Here is a 13492-nt window from a genome sequence, read left to right as displayed (position 1 = left end):
CTGATGCTGCGGGGACGGAAGGATCTACGGGAGGGTCGTGAAAATAGTTTCAGAAAAGAATCAGGGCCGGCGCGCGATGCCGCTGGCGAGGATCGGGCCTGTCGCCACGCCGGTGGGCGAACCGCCGAAAGGCTCGAGACTGACGGCGAAGGTGGTGCCGGCACCGATCGCGCCGCGCAGATCGGCGGGGATGACGAGCTCGCTATCCGCCCCCTGTCCGGTCGCGAATACGCCGAGCGATTTCGGCGCGCCTTCGGTCGGCACAAGCCAGAGTTCGAGCGATTTTTCCTCCTGATGTCCGGAGGCGACCGGAATGAGCCGCATACGGCCGTTCTCAGCATCGTAGGACGCCAGCAGGTTGACCTGGCTGCCCGGAGCCGAGAGTTCGGCCAGAAGCGGAGCGCCCGCTTTCGGGGGAGAGACGGACACGAAGGCGAGAACCAGCGACGCCGCGGTCACGACGAGCGACACGGCGGCCAGCGACCGCCAAAACACCACCGAATGCCACAATCCCCTTGGTGCCGGAGCAGCAGCCGACGCCCCGAAAAGGCGGGCCTCGATCTGCTTGAAAGTCTCCTGGCTCGGACTGGCGACATCGTAATCGTCGTTGAAGGCGGAAAGATTGGTTTCCCAGCGACTGACGATCGCGGCGAACTGCCGGTCGCGGCGCATACGCTCCTCCACGACACGACGATCCTGAAAAGAGAGAACACCAAGAACATACTCGCCGGCGAGCACTTCATCACGGGAGCGGCCTCCCTTGCTTTGATCCGACGATGTCATCGTTCCATGCACTCTCTCAGCTTCAAGAGGCTGCGTCGCAGCCAGGTGCGCATCGTGTTCAAGGGGATGCCAAACTGATCGGCCAGTTCCTGATAGCTCAGCCCTTCGACATAAGCCCGTTTCACTGCCACTGCGCGATCAGCTTCCAACTCTTCCATGCAGGTGTCAATCCGCCTTCCCTCATCCTTTATCACAGTCTGTGTCTCTGGATCGGGTTCATCATCGGCGAGGTCATACGCGGTATCCAGTTCATCTGCGACAGGCTTGCGGGTTCTCATCAGGTCGATCGCCTGATTGCGCGCTATTGCAGCCAGCCAGGGCGACGGGGCGCCACTCGTGGCCGCATAGACCGATGCGCGCAGCCAGATCTTCATGTAGGTCTCCTGCAGTGCTTCTTCCGCCTCGGGCCTGTCCCTCAGAATACGCAAAGATATGGCAAAAAGTTTCGGGCTCGTTTCCCGATAAAGCGCGGCAAAGGCCTTGCGATCGCCGATCGCAACGCGGCCGATCAACTGCGCGACTTCCTCACTCGTCATGCCGCTATCCCTCAAATCACCCCATGTCTCAGCAGAAGGCTTCACGGGCCAATTTGCAAGACACCCCCCATACGGCAAACTATTGCGCTCTGGATTATTCCATCTGTCAAAAACTTGCGATAAAAGGCCGCCATCAATTCTGCGGGGTATCCCATGATCGAGACCGAAAGCGAAACTCAGGCACGGCTGCTGGCACAGGCCCTGCCCTTCATGCAGCGTTACGAGAACAAGACGATCGTCGTGAAATACGGCGGCCATGCGATGGGCAATCCCGAGCTCGGCAAGGCTTTCGCGAGCGATATCGCCCTTCTCAAGCAATCCGGCGTCAACCCGATCGTCGTCCATGGCGGCGGCCCGCAGATCGGCGCGATGCTGACGAAGATGGGCATCGAATCGAAATTCGAAGGCGGCCTGCGCGTCACCGACGCCAAGACGGTCGAGATCGTCGAAATGGTTCTCGCCGGCTCGATCAACAAGGAAATCGTCGCCCTGATCAACCAGACGGGCGAATGGGCGATCGGTCTCTGCGGCAAGGACGGCAACATGGTCTTCGCCGAAAAGGCGCAGAAGAAGATCAAGGACCCGGATTCGAACATCGAGCGCGTTCTCGATCTCGGCTTCGTCGGCGAAGTCGTGGAAGTCGACCGCACGTTGATCGACCTTCTCGCACGTTCGGAAATGATCCCCGTCATCGCCCCGGTTGCTCCGGGCCGCGACGGCGCGACCTACAACATCAACGCCGATACCTTCGCCGGCGCGATTGCCGGCGCGCTCAACGCGACGCGCCTGCTGTTCCTCACCGACGTCCCCGGCGTGCTCGACAAGCAGGGCAACCTGATCAAGGAACTCTCGGTCTCGCAGGCGCATGCGCTGATCGCCGACGGCACGATTTCCGGCGGCATGATCCCGAAGGTCGAGACCTGCATCGATGCGATCAAGGCAGGCGTTCAGGGTGTCGTCATCCTGAACGGCAAGACCGCGCATTCCGTCCTGCTCGAAATCTTCACCGAGCACGGTGCGGGCACGCTGATCGTTCCGTAAGGGCGGTCGCTTTTCCTTCTGAGATCGGATGAAGTCCCCTCCCCAACCCCTCCCCACAAGGGGGAGGGGCTTGCTGGGCTTACCCTCTCTACGAAACCGAAGCGTCTCAACAGACGCCGATGGTATGAGATGGCGCTGAGGGCGCCACAAGTTAGCCCCTCCCCCTTGTGGGGAGGGGTCTATCTTATTGGGCTCCGTACACCGCCGCCGCGGCTTCCTTCAGCTTCTCCATCATCGCCCTGTATGGCCCCGGCCCGTAGCTGACACGGCTGACGCCGAGCTTCGCCAGCGTCTTCACGTCCGGCGCGCCCGGTCGCATCACGATGTTAACAGGCAGCGGCGACGCGGCGCAGATCTTCTCGATCAGCGCTTCATCGATCAGCCAGGGTACGAAGAAGCCATCGGCACCGGCTGCTGCGTAGGCCTTGCCGCGCTCGATAGCCTCTTCCACCAGCCCGGCATGCTTCGAAAGATCGCCTTCACGCAGAAACAGGTCCGTGCGCGCATTGATGAAGAACGCAATGCCGCGACGGTCCGCCATCTCGCGGATGGCGCGGATGCGGGCGGCCTGTTTCTCGACCGGGTGCAGTCCATCGCCGCCGACCAGCTGATCCTCGAAATTGATGCCGATGGCACCGGCGTCTACCAGCTGTTCGACATTGTTTGCCGCACCGGTCGGATCGGTGGAATAAGCGCCCTCGAAATCGACGGAAAGCGGCAGGTCGTTGACGGCGGTGATCTGGCGGGTGGTGGCGACCAACGCTTCCATCGGGATCTTTTCGCCGTCGCCATAGCCCTGGGCCGCGGCAACGGACCAGCTTCCCGTCGCCAGCGCCCTGGCGCCTGCTTCGGTCACGGCCTTCGCGGTTCCCGCATCCCAGATATTGTAGAGAACGACCGGATCGCCTTTCCGGTGCAGCGCCTCGAATGCCTTTGCCTTTTCCGCCTGGTTCATGATCTCTCTCCTCGTTTGTCGGGGCCGAGCCTATTGCGCCTGATGCGGCGTATCAATCGTGCGGCGTGAATGGTCGCATTCCAGATTTCAATCGAACGCCGCGCATGTCATAAGGCAGACATGAGCAAGATAGATCGCGCCCCCTCCAAGACAGATTTCTCGCACGTGACAGAGTGGGTGTTCGACCTCGACAACACGCTCTATCCGCATCACGTCAACCTGTTCGCGCAGATCGACAAGAACATGACGGCCTATGTCTCGACGCTGCTGCAGATGGAGCGGGACGAGGCGCGCAAGCTGCAGAAACAGTATTACTACGATCACGGCACGACGCTGCAGGGGCTGATGATCCATCACGGGGTCGATCCGAACGACTTCCTCGAGAAGGCGCATGCGATCGACTATTCCAGCCTGACGGCGCAGCCTGATCTCGGCGAGGCGATCAAGGCGCTGCCCGGGCGCAAGTTCATCTTCACCAACGGCAGCGTCAAGCATGCGGAGATGGCGGCAGGCGCGCTCGGCATTCTCGATCATTTCGACGACATCTTCGATATCGTCGCCGCCGAATTCGTGCCGAAACCCGCGCAGGAAACCTATGACAAGTTCACGCAGCTGAAGCGCGTGGAAACGGCGAAGGCGGCGATGTTCGAGGACCTGCCGCGCAATCTCAAGGTGCCCAAGGCGCTCGGCATGCAGACGGTTCTGCTCGTTCCGAATAACCTCGAGGATACGGTCGTCGAATGGTGGGAAAAGACCAGCGGCGAGGACGATCACATCGACTTCGTGACCGACGATCTCACTGATTTTCTTGAGAAGATCATCTACTAGGTTACGAAAGTTTCATCCAGCTTACCGATGTTTAATTGGGCAATCCGTGCCACCGGCCCTACCTTTTCGTCTGTGATCCCCAATGAGATTACACACTGAAAGGAATTCATATGTCTCGGAACAAGCTGATACTGGCCGCACTCTCCTCCGTCCTGATCGTCGGTGCCGCAGCCGGCACCAGTGTTGCCGCGCCTGGCGACAAGCACAAGCATCCGCCCAAACCGCACCATGCGATGATGGGTGGCGGGCCACGCGGTCCGATGATGCGCGAGGTCGTGTTCGTTCGCATGCTGCAGCAGTTCGACACGAACAAGGACGGCCAGGTTTCCAAGGACGAAGCCAAGAACGGCATGGAAACGATCTTCGCCGCGATCGACACCGACAAGGATGGCTCGCTGACGCCGGGCGAGATCCGCAAGTATCACGAAGCGCAGATGGCAAAGATCAAGGCGCCCGCCGACGACATGGCGGCCGATGACGATGCCCCGCCCGCCCCCCCGCCGGCTGACGCCGACGCAGGCCAGCCTGCACCGCCGCAGGGCGAAGCCGACCGCGGCCCTGGCCGCCACGGCATGCGCGGCCCGGGCATGATCCGCGAATTCATGGTCATGCAGCGGATCGACACCGACGAGAACGGCCAGATTTCCAAGCAGGAAGCCGAAGCCGCCTTCGACAAGTTCTTCACGCGCATGGACACCAACAAGGACGGCGCGATCTCGATCGCCGACATGCCGGAACGCCCGTTCCTGTAAGACGAGACACAGCCGATGAGGGAGCCCGCCGCGACGATCGCGGCGGGCTTTTTTCGTGCAATTGAAATACCCAAGTTGTTGGGTTATTTTTTCAGCATGTCTACGAGCAAGATAACGGACACCGAACTCGCACAGGCAAAGCAACGCTGGGAGGCCGAGCGTGCCGAGCGACCGATACCCATATCGGTCCGCTTCGACGCCGCTTCGGAGCGCATCATCCTCGATTTCACCAATGGCGCATCGTTCATCTTCCCCGCAAGGGCCTTGCAGGGCTTGGAAGACGCGACCGTAGCCGAGCTTGCGGAAGTCGAACTGCTTGGAGAGACCGGCCTTCACTGGGAAAGCCTTGATGCCGACTATACGATTTCAGGTCTGATGAACGGCGTGTTCGGCACCAAGAGTTTCATGGAGGCGCAACGCCGTGGCGGGCAATCCCGCTCAGCCGCGAAGGCGGCGGCGAGCCGGGCGAACGGCGCCAAGGGCGGCCGGCCGAAGAAGGCCGGCGACGCCCCCTGAGCCCCTATTCCGGGTGCTCGTAGAATTCCTGGATGATCTTCCAGGCGGCATCGGCAGTGTCGACGAAGCTGATCAGCTTGACGTCGTCAGGGGCGATGGTGCCGAATTCGGCGAGAGCCTCGAAATTGATGATGCTCTTCCAGAATTTTTCGCCGAAGAGGATGAGCGGCATCTTTTCCATGCGGCCGGTCTGGATCAGCGTCAGGCATTCGAAGAATTCGTCCATGGTGCCGAAGCCGCCTGGGAAGACGGCGATAGCCTTGGCGCGTACCATGAAGTGCATCTTGCGGATGGCGAAGTAGTGGAAGTTGAAGCTGAGCTCCGGCGTCACGTAGACGTTCGGTGCCTGCTCGTGCGGCAGCACGATGTTGAGGCCGATCGAGGGCGCGCCCTCGTCGGCAGCGCCGCGGTTGCCGGCCTCCATGACGCCGGGGCCGCCGCCGGTGACGACGACATATTCGTGGAAATCGAAGCCGGCGGCGTATTTCGAGCAGAGCCGCGCGAACTTGCGGGCCTCGTCGTAATAGACGGACGCCGCCTCCAGATTGGCGCGCTGGGTTTCGTTGCGCGCCGCCCAGGCGCTCTGGCCGGGCGCCGGGATACGGGCGCCGCCGAACATGACGACTGTTGATTTGATGCCGCGCTCCGTCAGCAGCATTTCCGGCTTCATCAGCTCGAGCTGCAGCCGGATCGGCCGCAGTTCCTCGCGGCACAGGAAATCCTCGTCGGCATAGGCAAGGCGATAGGCAGGCGAAAGCGTCTGCGGCGTCTTCGGCACGGCTTCCGCGCGCTGCCGGTCGGTCTCGCTCGTCTTCAACGGATCCCAGACGCCATCCTTGCGCCGCAGCCTGCCGTTCTTACCCTTTGCCATGTCCTGCAATGCCTTTCAGTACCGCCGGCAAACGCTGCCGTTGTGTCGTTTCATGCCTGTGATCGGGAGATCGATCCCGCCCCGAAAAATCATTCCATTTTAGCCCTGCATGCGATAGAGCAGATCGCATCCCGCCAATCACAATTCCCGGAGGCTTCGGCCTCCACGATAAAGATCGAAGTTTAAGGAATTCTCATGAGCGCCACCGACCTTTCCTCCCTCGAAAAGACCATCGAAACCGCCTTCGACAACCGCGACAGCGTCAGCACCTCGACCAAGGGCGAAGTACGCGATGCGGTCGAGGCCGCGCTCGAACTTCTCGACGGCGGCAAGGCGCGCGTCGCCGAACGCGGCGCCGATGGCGTCTGGAAGGTCAATCAGTGGCTCAAGAAGGCCGTCCTACTCTCCTTCCGCCTCAATGACATGGAAGTCGTCAAGGGCGGCTCGGGCAACTCGACCTGGTGGGACAAGGTGCCTTCCAAGTTCGAAAACTGGGGTGAGAACGAGTACCGCGCCGCCGGCTTCCGCGCCGTGCCGAACTGCGTGGTGCGCCGCTCCGCCTACATCGCCAAGAACGTCGTACTGATGCCGTCCTTCGTCAACCTCGGCGCCTTCGTCGATGAGGGCACGATGGTCGACACCTGGGCCACCGTCGGCTCCTGCGCGCAGATCGGCAAGCATGTGCATCTTTCCGGCGGCGTCGGCATCGGCGGCGTGCTCGAGCCAATGCAGGCCGGCCCGACCATCATCGAAGACAACTGCTTCATCGGCGCCCGCTCGGAAGTCGTCGAAGGCTGCATCATCCGCGAGGGTTCGGTTCTCGGCATGGGCGTCTACATCGGCAAGTCGACCAAGATCGTCAATCGCGCCACCGGCGAAGTGATGTACGGCGAAGTCCCGCCTTACTCAGTGGTCGTCGCCGGCTCCATGCCATCCGGCAACGCCACGATGCCGAACGGTCTTGCCGCGCCGCATCTCTACTGCGCTGTGATCGTCAAGACGGTGGACGAGAAGACCCGCTCGAAGACCGGCATCAACGAACTGCTGCGCGACTAAGCCTGCCCCTTTCTCCGGCGCCGCCCCCCGGCGCCGGACGACATTTGCCGGGGGTAGGCCCGGCAAGACCCGGCGGCGGATTTCGCCGCGCACAACTTCACCTTGCCTTTTCTTTGCCACTACCGCCGGATACCTCCAGTTTCATGACCGCTACCGATCCCGTCGCCAATCTTCAGACCCTGATCCGCTGCCCCTCCGTGACGCCCGCCGAAGGCGGCGCGCTGACGGCGCTGGACGCGATGCTCTCGCCGCTCGGCTTCAAGGTGGACAAGGTGCTGGCGACGGAGCCGGGCACGCCGGATATCGAGAACCTCTATGCGCGTCTCGGCAGCGACGGTCCGCATCTGATGTTCGCGGGGCATACCGACGTCGTGCCTGTCGGCGACGAAGCCGCATGGACGCACGCACCCTTCGCCGCCGAGATATCGGGCGGCGAACTGTTTGGCCGCGGCGCGGTGGACATGAAGGGCGGAATCGCCTGCTTCGTGGCCGCGGTTGCCCGCCATATCGAGAAGCACGGTGCGCCGAAGGGATCGATCTCCTTCCTGATCACCGGCGACGAGGAAGGTCCCGCCATCAACGGCACGACCAAGCTCCTGCAGTGGGCCGCCGAACGCGGCGAGCGGTGGGACGCCTGCCTGGTGGGCGAACCGACCAATCCGGACCGGCTCGGCGACATGATCAAGATCGGTCGGCGCGGGTCGGTGTCGGGCAGGATCACGGTGCACGGCGTGCAGGGCCACGCGGCCTATCCGCACCTGGCCGACAATCCGGTTCGCGGCATCCTGCAGCTGACGCAATCGCTGATGGAATCACCCTTCGACGGCGGCACCGAGAATTTCCAGCCATCCAATCTCGAAGTGACGACGATCGACGTCGGCAATACGGCCACCAACGTCATTCCCGCCCGGGCGTCGGCAAGCTTCAACATCCGTTTCAACGATACCTGGACGGCGGAGAGCCTGCAGCAGGAGATCATCCGGCGCCTTGACGACGCAGCCGCCCACGGTTCGCTGCGCCCCGGCCGCGAACCTCTGCGCTACGACATCGTCTGGGCGGAGCGTCCGAGCCACGTCTTCCTGACGCGCAACAATGCGCTGATCGCCTCGCTTTCATCGGCCGTCGAAAGCGTGACCGGTCAGGCGCCGAAACTTTCCACGACCGGCGGCACCTCGGACGCCCGCTTCATCAAGGACTACTGCCCCGTCGTCGAGTTCGGCCTCGTCGGGCAGACCATGCACATGGTCGACGAGCGCGTCGCCGTCGCCGACCTCGAAAGCCTGACCGTCATCTACCAAACCTTCATCGAGCGCTGGTTCGAGAATGCCGGGGCTTAGGGAGGTTCAATATTATCTGGCTGGGCTTTGGCTGCTGATCCGCATGGATCCGCGCGGCTTCCGCTTTCTGGATATGTCGGAGCGCGGCGTCAGCCGCTCCTTCTGGGCGATCTTCTGGTGCCTGCCGCCAATGGGCATTTCCTGGCTCTGGTGGCGCCATGCCTTCCTCGATACCATGCCGCCGCATACCGATGTCGGGCTTCTATTCTACTTCCGCCTCGGCCTTGTGGAGGTTTCCAATTGGGTCGCGCCGCTGGTGCTCGCCGGCCTGCTGCTGCTTGCCATGAAGAAAGGCGAGCGCTTCGCGCCCGTCGTCGTCAGCATCAACTGGCTGGGGGTGCCGCTTGCCTATATCAACGGGCTCCTGCTGGCACTCGTCTACTTCGTCCCCGGCTCCATCAGCCTGGTCTCCATCCTGCTGCTGATCTTCATGTTCGCGCAAATCTTCGCTCTGGCGCGGATTCTCAGGATGATCTTCTTCGGCAACGGCCTTGTCGTCGGCGCGCTGACGCTGGCGCTGTTCGTGCCGTCCCTGATGCTATCGGAATATCTGCAGCGCTTCCTGGGAATCTATCCCGTTTAAGTGAGCTTGCTGAACTGATGTTCGAGCATGTAGCGCGTCGCGAAAGCGATATGGCGCGGGATCGGCTTGTCCTTGCGGTAATCCGCCACCAGCCGTCGGGAAATCTGCAGCGCGGTTGCCATCCCTTCGAGGCTATGCCCGAGCCTCTCCATCGCGGTACGAAAATCGGCATTGGAGAACTCAATCGAGGGAAGGCTTTCCAGCCAGGCTGCCGAAAATTCGAGATCTTCCACCGGCCATTCGATACCATCACCATACTCGTTGACAGCAACCTGTCTGAACAGCAAATCGTCGCCACGCAGCGGGATATAGATACGCCGACTTTGCAGCGCCGGCGCGAGGTCCAGTGTCACCGTCTCGCCGGTCTGCCAGGTTATCCTGATGTTGCGCGCATCAAGCGGTTCCACTCCGGAAATCCTGGGAAGCGGCTTGCCGACGGAGATGACCTCATCGCGCGTTGAGACGTTGCCACTCATGTTCCAGTCGCTCCCTGTTTTCCGCCGCCCACCGCGAAGCGATCTCGTAGCTCCGGCGATCGATCGAGCCGCGCAGCACCGAAAAATCAGACATCCGCAACAGCGCCTCGTAATCCGGCGTCAGCACATGAAAATGCGGCGGATTGTGATCGTCCGCGAACATCCTGATCCTGATGTTGCCGATCGTCACAAGGGTCGGCATTGGCGTCCTTGTTGCGATCGTTGCTACAAACACGACAATAGTGCACCTAGCGCACTATTTCAAGGACAGGCAATTTCGGCGGATTGCCTATCGGGAAGCAGTGATCACCTCGCCATCTTCCTTGGTGAAGACACCGATATCGGCGTTCGGCAGGATCTCCAGCACCATCTCGGACGGACGGCAGAGGCGGGTGCCTTCTTCCGTGATGACGATCGGGCGATTGATCAGGATCGGGTGAGCCATCATGGCGTCGAGCAGCCGGTCGTCGGTCAGCGCGGGATCGCCGAGGCCGAGTTCCGCGTAGGGCGTGCCCTTCTCGCGAAGCAGCGCGCGGACGGAGATACCCATGGCGGCGATCAGGCCGATCAGGGTTTCGCGCGTCGGCGGTGTCTTCAGATATTCGATGACGACGGGCTCTTCGCCCGACTGTCGGATCATCGCCAGCGTGTTGCGCGAGGTGCCGCAGGCGGGGTTATGATAGATCGTCGTCTTCATCGTGCTTTTCCGGTCCGCTGCTTCTGTCGGTGATCACGTCGGGATAGTCCACCTGCATGAAATAGAGCCCGTCGGGCGGCGCGACTGGGCCGCAGGCCTTGCGGTCGCAGGCGTCGAGAGCGGCCCTGACTTCCTCGACAGTCCACTTGCCCTCGCCCGCCAGCTTCAGCGTGCCGGCGAAGGAGCGGATCTGGTTGTGCAGGAAGCTCTGCGCGGTGGCGCGGATCTCGATCAGGTCACCTGACCGCGTCACATCCAGCCGGTCGAGCGTCCGAACGGGGCTGTTCGCCTGGCAATGGGCCGAGCGAAACGTCGTGAAATCGTGCCGACCGACCAGCGTCTGGGCGGCGGCGTGCATCGCCTCGTGATCGAGCGGCTTCGGCACCCACCAGGCCTTGCCGGCTTCGATCGCTAGCGGCGCGCGGCGGGTGATGATGCGATAGAGATAGTGGCGGCGGAGCGCCGAGAAGCGGGCGTCGAAGAACTCGCTGGCCGTCTCGATATCGACGATCGACACGCGCTCACCGGCGAGCCGCAGATGCGCATTGAGCGCGTTCTGCAGCTTGAAGGGCGACCACTCCCGTTCGAGATCGGCGTGGATCACCTGTCCTATGGCATGGACGCCGGAATCCGTCCGCCCGGCGCCGCGGATCGATACCTTCTGGCCCGAGAGGGACAGGATGGCCTTCTCGATCGCGCCTTGCACCGAGGGGCCGTTGTCCTGCCGCTGCCAGCCGACATAAGGCCCGCCGTCATACTCGACGGTCATGCGATAACGCGGCATCAGGCGAACCTCGTTCCCGGTGCTACTGGCGTGCCGCGCAGGAAATCGTCAGCGGCAAGCGGCTTGCCGCCGGCCTTCTGCAATTTCGTCAGGCGCACAGCCCCCGTGCCGCAGGCAACCACGAAGCCATCCGCCAGCATCTCGCCGGGCGTACCGGCGCCATCGGCGACTTGTGAGCCGAGCACCTTGACGCGCTCCATCTTGTCACCGACCATCTCGAACCACGCACCCGGAAAGGGGGCCAGGCCGCGGATGTGGTTGTGAACGTCGGCCGCCGGCTTCGTGAAGTCGATGCGCGTTTCCGCCTTGTCGATCTTGGCGGCGTAGACAACTCCCTCCTCCGGCTGCGGCACAAGCGGCAGGTCGCCCATTTCAAGCTTGACCATGGCTTCGCCGATCGCCTTGGCGCCCGTCAGCATCAGCGCGTCGTGGAGTTCGCCCGCCGTCATGTCGGCGCCGATGGCGACTTCTCGCGTCAGGGCCACGGGGCCGGTATCCAGCCCCTTGTCCATCTTCATCACCATCATGCCGCTCTTCTCGTCGCCGGCCATGATGGCGCGCTGGATCGGCGCGGCACCGCGCCAGCGCGGCAGAAGCGATGCGTGGCCGTTGTAGCAGCCGAAGCGGGTGCCGTTCAGGATGGCCTCCGGCAGCAGCAGGCCATAGGCGACGACGACGGCCACATCGGCCTTCAGCGCCGCGAAACGTTCGCGCTCTTCCGGATCCTTGAAGTTCACGGGCGTGAGGACGGGCAGGCCCAAGAGCTCGGCGGCCTGGTGGACCGGCGACTTCTGCAGGTCGAGCCCGCGACGCCCGCCTGGCCGCGGCGGCTGCGTGTAGACGGCCAGTATCTGGTGTCCGGCATCGACGAGCGTGCGCAGCGTCGGAACGGAGAACTCGGGCGTGCCCATGAAGATGATGCGAAGAGACATTCTATGCCGCCAATTCCTGGCTCGGAGCCAATCTTAAAGATCAGCTGCCTTCAAACGGGTTTACGAGCCTGAGATCAAGCCCTTCGAAGTCTTTTGTGTTGCGGGTGGCGAGGGTGGCGCCATGCGCGAGGCAAATCGCGGCGATCATGGCGTCCTGCACCGAGATCGGCCGCCCGGTGGATTCGCGACGCGCGAGGAGCTTGCCGGTTTCGATTGCCATGTGCCGCTCAAGCGCAAGGATTCGCCCGTTGTAGGCAGCCAACAGCCTGTCGCGTGTTTCATAGTAGCGGCGGGACTTGTCACGGAGCCAGACGCGCTCGGCTCCGTAGGATTGCTCCATCAACACGATATCGCAGAGGTAAAGCCGGTCTTCGGTCTGGACGGCCGCCCATGCGAGCACGCGCGGATCGCCTGCCGGCTTCATGATTTCCGAAATCACATTGGTGTCGAGAACGATCAATCGAAGCCCTCGAGCGGTCGGCCAAAATCCTTCTTCCGCTCGGCTTCGATGTCGTCCATGATCTTGGCGAATTCTTCCCGCTCGTCGTCTGTCAGCGGCGAAAAAATCTCGCGAAACCCGTCCAGAGCCGAACGCGCCGGCGCATCCGTGCCTGGCGTAGAGACCATCGCCTTCTGCAAGAGGTTCTTCGCCTCGTCGGAAAGGCTGTTGCCGTTCTTCTCGGCGCGCAAAGCAATATCCCGCTTCATAGCGTCGGAAATATTGCGGATCAGAAGATCACCCATCGGCACCTCCCATTTGATATCGTTGATATCATAGGATGGCCGACCGGTTTTTTCAACCGGCCGCTCAGAGTGCCTTGGTGGTCTTCGCGGCCTTGGTGAACTTCTTGATCACCATCTCGCGCTTGAGGCGGGAGATGTGGTCGATGAAGAGCACGCCGTTCAGGTGGTCGATCTCGTGCTGCAGGCAGGTGGCCAGCAGGCCGTCGGCCTCCACGGTCTGTTCCTTGCCGTCACGATCGAGATAGCGGACGCCGATCGTCGCCGGGCGTTCTACCTCGGCGTAGTAATCGGGGATCGAAAGGCACCCTTCCTCGTAGACGGAGCGGTCGTCCGATGACGTCACGATCTCCGGATTGATGAAGACGAGCGGCTGCTTGTCCTCGCCTTCGCGGGCGACATCGATGACAAGCATGCGGCGCGGCACGCCGATCTGGATCGCGGCGAGGCCGATGCCGGGCGCATCGTACATCGTCTCGAGCATGTCGTCGGCGAGACGTTGAAGATCGGCATCGACGCGTTCGACCGGCTTGGAAAGCTGACGCAGAACGGGGTCGGGAAGAATGATGAGTGGCTTGATGGTCATGCGGTTCCCATAACGCAT

The 13492-nt window shown here is 62.3% G+C and carries 19 protein-coding genes; 7 read left to right on the top strand and 12 right to left on the bottom strand.

All coding sequences use genetic code 11. The features are described 5' to 3' along the window. Positions 1 to 60 precede the first annotated feature (60 nt). Both QTL95_RS09865 and QTL95_RS09860 read right to left on the bottom strand, forming a co-directional pair. Complete coding sequence (locus tag QTL95_RS09865; RefSeq protein ID WP_289719804.1) at positions 61 to 783, bottom strand: anti-sigma factor; 723 nt, start codon at positions 781 to 783, stop codon at positions 61 to 63. Beyond that, positions 780 to 1319, bottom strand: coding sequence for a sigma-70 family RNA polymerase sigma factor (locus QTL95_RS09860; protein ID WP_289719803.1), 540 nt, complete (start codon positions 1317 to 1319; stop codon positions 780 to 782). Before QTL95_RS09860 ends, QTL95_RS09865 begins: the two co-directional genes overlap by 4 nt. A gap of 153 nt (positions 1320 to 1472) precedes the next feature. Here QTL95_RS09860 and argB point away from each other — a divergent pair, with 153 nt between their 5' ends. Then, on the top strand, positions 1473 to 2360 hold the full coding sequence (argB, locus tag QTL95_RS09855) for an acetylglutamate kinase (protein WP_037187812.1): 888 nt from the start codon (positions 1473 to 1475) through the stop codon (positions 2358 to 2360). Between the two features lie 184 nt (positions 2361 to 2544). On the opposite strand, the gene QTL95_RS09850 is transcribed toward argB, so the two are convergent. Continuing rightward, a complete protein-coding gene (locus tag QTL95_RS09850) occupies positions 2545 to 3315 on the bottom strand; it encodes an isocitrate lyase/PEP mutase family protein (RefSeq protein ID WP_289719802.1) in 771 nt (256 codons plus the stop codon). Between the two features lie 120 nt (positions 3316 to 3435). On the opposite strand from QTL95_RS09850, the gene QTL95_RS09845 reads away from it, so the two are divergent. The 3 genes from QTL95_RS09845 (at position 3436) to QTL95_RS09835 (ending at position 5411) form a co-directional block, all read left to right on the top strand. Continuing rightward, positions 3436 to 4143 carry a pyrimidine 5'-nucleotidase gene (locus QTL95_RS09845; protein ID WP_289719801.1) on the top strand — a complete coding sequence of 236 codons (708 nt, stop codon included), beginning with the start codon at positions 3436 to 3438 and terminating at the stop codon, positions 4141 to 4143. Between the two features lie 110 nt (positions 4144 to 4253). After that, positions 4254 to 4895: an EF-hand domain-containing protein gene (locus tag QTL95_RS09840; protein WP_289719800.1), complete on the top strand. Its 642-nt coding sequence runs from the start codon at positions 4254 to 4256 to the stop codon at positions 4893 to 4895. A gap of 96 nt (positions 4896 to 4991) precedes the next feature. Continuing rightward, positions 4992 to 5411 carry a DUF2442 domain-containing protein gene (locus QTL95_RS09835; protein WP_289719799.1) on the top strand — a complete coding sequence of 140 codons (420 nt, stop codon included), beginning with the start codon at positions 4992 to 4994 and terminating at the stop codon, positions 5409 to 5411. 4 nt (positions 5412 to 5415) lie between these two features. Here the strand turns inward: QTL95_RS09835 and QTL95_RS09830 are convergent, their stop codons facing one another. Continuing rightward, positions 5416 to 6282: an LOG family protein gene (locus QTL95_RS09830; protein ID WP_289719798.1), complete on the bottom strand. Its 867-nt coding sequence runs from the start codon at positions 6280 to 6282 to the stop codon at positions 5416 to 5418. A gap of 195 nt (positions 6283 to 6477) precedes the next feature. On the opposite strand from QTL95_RS09830, the gene dapD reads away from it, so the two are divergent. The 3 genes from dapD (at position 6478) to QTL95_RS09815 (ending at position 9258) form a co-directional block, all read left to right on the top strand. Next, the gene (gene dapD, locus QTL95_RS09825) at positions 6478 to 7338 is read left to right on the top strand and encodes a 2,3,4,5-tetrahydropyridine-2,6-dicarboxylate N-succinyltransferase (RefSeq protein WP_289719797.1); all 861 of its coding nucleotides are present in this window, start codon (positions 6478 to 6480) and stop codon (positions 7336 to 7338) included. A gap of 143 nt (positions 7339 to 7481) precedes the next feature. Then, the gene (gene dapE, locus QTL95_RS09820; protein WP_289719796.1) at positions 7482 to 8675 is read left to right on the top strand and encodes a succinyl-diaminopimelate desuccinylase; all 1194 of its coding nucleotides are present in this window, start codon (positions 7482 to 7484) and stop codon (positions 8673 to 8675) included. Then, positions 8662 to 9258, top strand: coding sequence for a hypothetical protein (locus tag QTL95_RS09815; protein WP_289719795.1), 597 nt, complete (start codon positions 8662 to 8664; stop codon positions 9256 to 9258). Before dapE ends, QTL95_RS09815 begins: the two co-directional genes overlap by 14 nt. On the opposite strand, the gene QTL95_RS09810 is transcribed toward QTL95_RS09815, so the two are convergent. The 8 genes from QTL95_RS09810 to def form a co-directional block, all read right to left on the bottom strand. Next, positions 9255 to 9734: a DUF2442 domain-containing protein gene (locus QTL95_RS09810; protein ID WP_289719794.1), complete on the bottom strand. Its 480-nt coding sequence runs from the start codon at positions 9732 to 9734 to the stop codon at positions 9255 to 9257. The two genes, QTL95_RS09815 and QTL95_RS09810, sit on opposite strands and share 4 nt — an antisense overlap. Continuing rightward, positions 9706 to 9936 carry a DUF4160 domain-containing protein gene (locus QTL95_RS09805; RefSeq protein WP_289719792.1) on the bottom strand — a complete coding sequence of 77 codons (231 nt, stop codon included), beginning with the start codon at positions 9934 to 9936 and terminating at the stop codon, positions 9706 to 9708. The genes QTL95_RS09810 and QTL95_RS09805 overlap by 29 nt, the downstream gene beginning before the upstream one ends. Positions 9937 to 10023: 87 nt before the next feature. Next, on the bottom strand, positions 10024 to 10431 hold the full coding sequence (gene arsC / locus QTL95_RS09800; protein WP_289719791.1) for an arsenate reductase (glutaredoxin): 408 nt from the start codon (positions 10429 to 10431) through the stop codon (positions 10024 to 10026). Next, a complete protein-coding gene (gene truA, locus QTL95_RS09795) occupies positions 10409 to 11215 on the bottom strand; it encodes a tRNA pseudouridine(38-40) synthase TruA (RefSeq protein ID WP_289719790.1) in 807 nt (268 codons plus the stop codon). Before truA ends, arsC begins: the two co-directional genes overlap by 23 nt. Beyond that, positions 11215 to 12147 (bottom strand): methionyl-tRNA formyltransferase, encoded by a 933-nt coding sequence (gene fmt, locus QTL95_RS09790; protein WP_289719789.1) that lies wholly within the window; start codon positions 12145 to 12147, stop codon positions 11215 to 11217. Before fmt ends, truA begins: the two co-directional genes overlap by 1 nt. 40 nt (positions 12148 to 12187) lie before the next feature. Next, positions 12188 to 12607 carry a type II toxin-antitoxin system VapC family toxin gene (locus QTL95_RS09785; protein ID WP_289719788.1) on the bottom strand — a complete coding sequence of 140 codons (420 nt, stop codon included), beginning with the start codon at positions 12605 to 12607 and terminating at the stop codon, positions 12188 to 12190. Then, positions 12604 to 12891, bottom strand: a complete 288-nt coding sequence (locus tag QTL95_RS09780) for a FitA-like ribbon-helix-helix domain-containing protein (RefSeq protein ID WP_289719787.1) — start codon at positions 12889 to 12891, stop codon at positions 12604 to 12606. Before QTL95_RS09780 ends, QTL95_RS09785 begins: the two co-directional genes overlap by 4 nt. Before the next feature lie 64 nt (positions 12892 to 12955). Then, the gene (gene def, locus QTL95_RS09775; protein WP_289719786.1) at positions 12956 to 13474 is read right to left on the bottom strand and encodes a peptide deformylase; all 519 of its coding nucleotides are present in this window, start codon (positions 13472 to 13474) and stop codon (positions 12956 to 12958) included. Positions 13475 to 13492 lie beyond the last annotated feature (18 nt).

Source organism: Rhizobium sp. S152, assembly GCF_030380735.1.
Classification (GTDB): Bacteria; Pseudomonadota; Alphaproteobacteria; order Rhizobiales; family Rhizobiaceae; genus Rhizobium.
Note: the sequence above shows the minus strand (reverse complement) of the source record. Positions and strands in the feature narration are given on the sequence as shown.

Excerpts from the sequence above, each read along its gene's own strand:
- truA (WP_289719790.1), bottom strand. The coding sequence starts at position 11,215 with ATGCCGCGTTATCGCATGACCGTCGAGTATGACGGCGGGCCTTATGTC.
- QTL95_RS09850 (WP_289719802.1), bottom strand. The coding sequence starts at position 3,315 with ATGAACCAGGCGGAAAAGGCAAAGGCATTCGAGGCGCTGCACCGGAAA.
- QTL95_RS09810 (WP_289719794.1), bottom strand. The coding sequence starts at position 9,734 with ATGAGTGGCAACGTCTCAACGCGCGATGAGGTCATCTCCGTCGGCAAG.
- QTL95_RS09835 (WP_289719799.1), top strand. The coding sequence starts at position 4,992 with ATGTCTACGAGCAAGATAACGGACACCGAACTCGCACAGGCAAAGCAA.
- QTL95_RS09865 (WP_289719804.1), bottom strand. The coding sequence starts at position 783 with ATGACATCGTCGGATCAAAGCAAGGGAGGCCGCTCCCGTGATGAAGTG.
- QTL95_RS09845 (WP_289719801.1), top strand. The coding sequence starts at position 3,436 with ATGAGCAAGATAGATCGCGCCCCCTCCAAGACAGATTTCTCGCACGTG.
- QTL95_RS09830 (WP_289719798.1), bottom strand. The coding sequence starts at position 6,282 with ATGGCAAAGGGTAAGAACGGCAGGCTGCGGCGCAAGGATGGCGTCTGG.
- argB (WP_037187812.1), top strand. The coding sequence starts at position 1,473 with ATGATCGAGACCGAAAGCGAAACTCAGGCACGGCTGCTGGCACAGGCC.
- dapE (WP_289719796.1), top strand. The coding sequence starts at position 7,482 with ATGACCGCTACCGATCCCGTCGCCAATCTTCAGACCCTGATCCGCTGC.
- QTL95_RS09805 (WP_289719792.1), bottom strand. The coding sequence starts at position 9,936 with ATGCCGACCCTTGTGACGATCGGCAACATCAGGATCAGGATGTTCGCG.
- def (WP_289719786.1), bottom strand. The coding sequence starts at position 13,474 with ATGACCATCAAGCCACTCATCATTCTTCCCGACCCCGTTCTGCGTCAG.
- fmt (WP_289719789.1), bottom strand. The coding sequence starts at position 12,147 with ATGTCTCTTCGCATCATCTTCATGGGCACGCCCGAGTTCTCCGTTCCG.
- QTL95_RS09815 (WP_289719795.1), top strand. The coding sequence starts at position 8,662 with ATGCCGGGGCTTAGGGAGGTTCAATATTATCTGGCTGGGCTTTGGCTG.
- arsC (WP_289719791.1), bottom strand. The coding sequence starts at position 10,431 with ATGAAGACGACGATCTATCATAACCCCGCCTGCGGCACCTCGCGCAAC.
- dapD (WP_289719797.1), top strand. The coding sequence starts at position 6,478 with ATGAGCGCCACCGACCTTTCCTCCCTCGAAAAGACCATCGAAACCGCC.
- QTL95_RS09860 (WP_289719803.1), bottom strand. The coding sequence starts at position 1,319 with ATGACGAGTGAGGAAGTCGCGCAGTTGATCGGCCGCGTTGCGATCGGC.
- QTL95_RS09780 (WP_289719787.1), bottom strand. The coding sequence starts at position 12,891 with ATGGGTGATCTTCTGATCCGCAATATTTCCGACGCTATGAAGCGGGAT.
- QTL95_RS09840 (WP_289719800.1), top strand. The coding sequence starts at position 4,254 with ATGTCTCGGAACAAGCTGATACTGGCCGCACTCTCCTCCGTCCTGATC.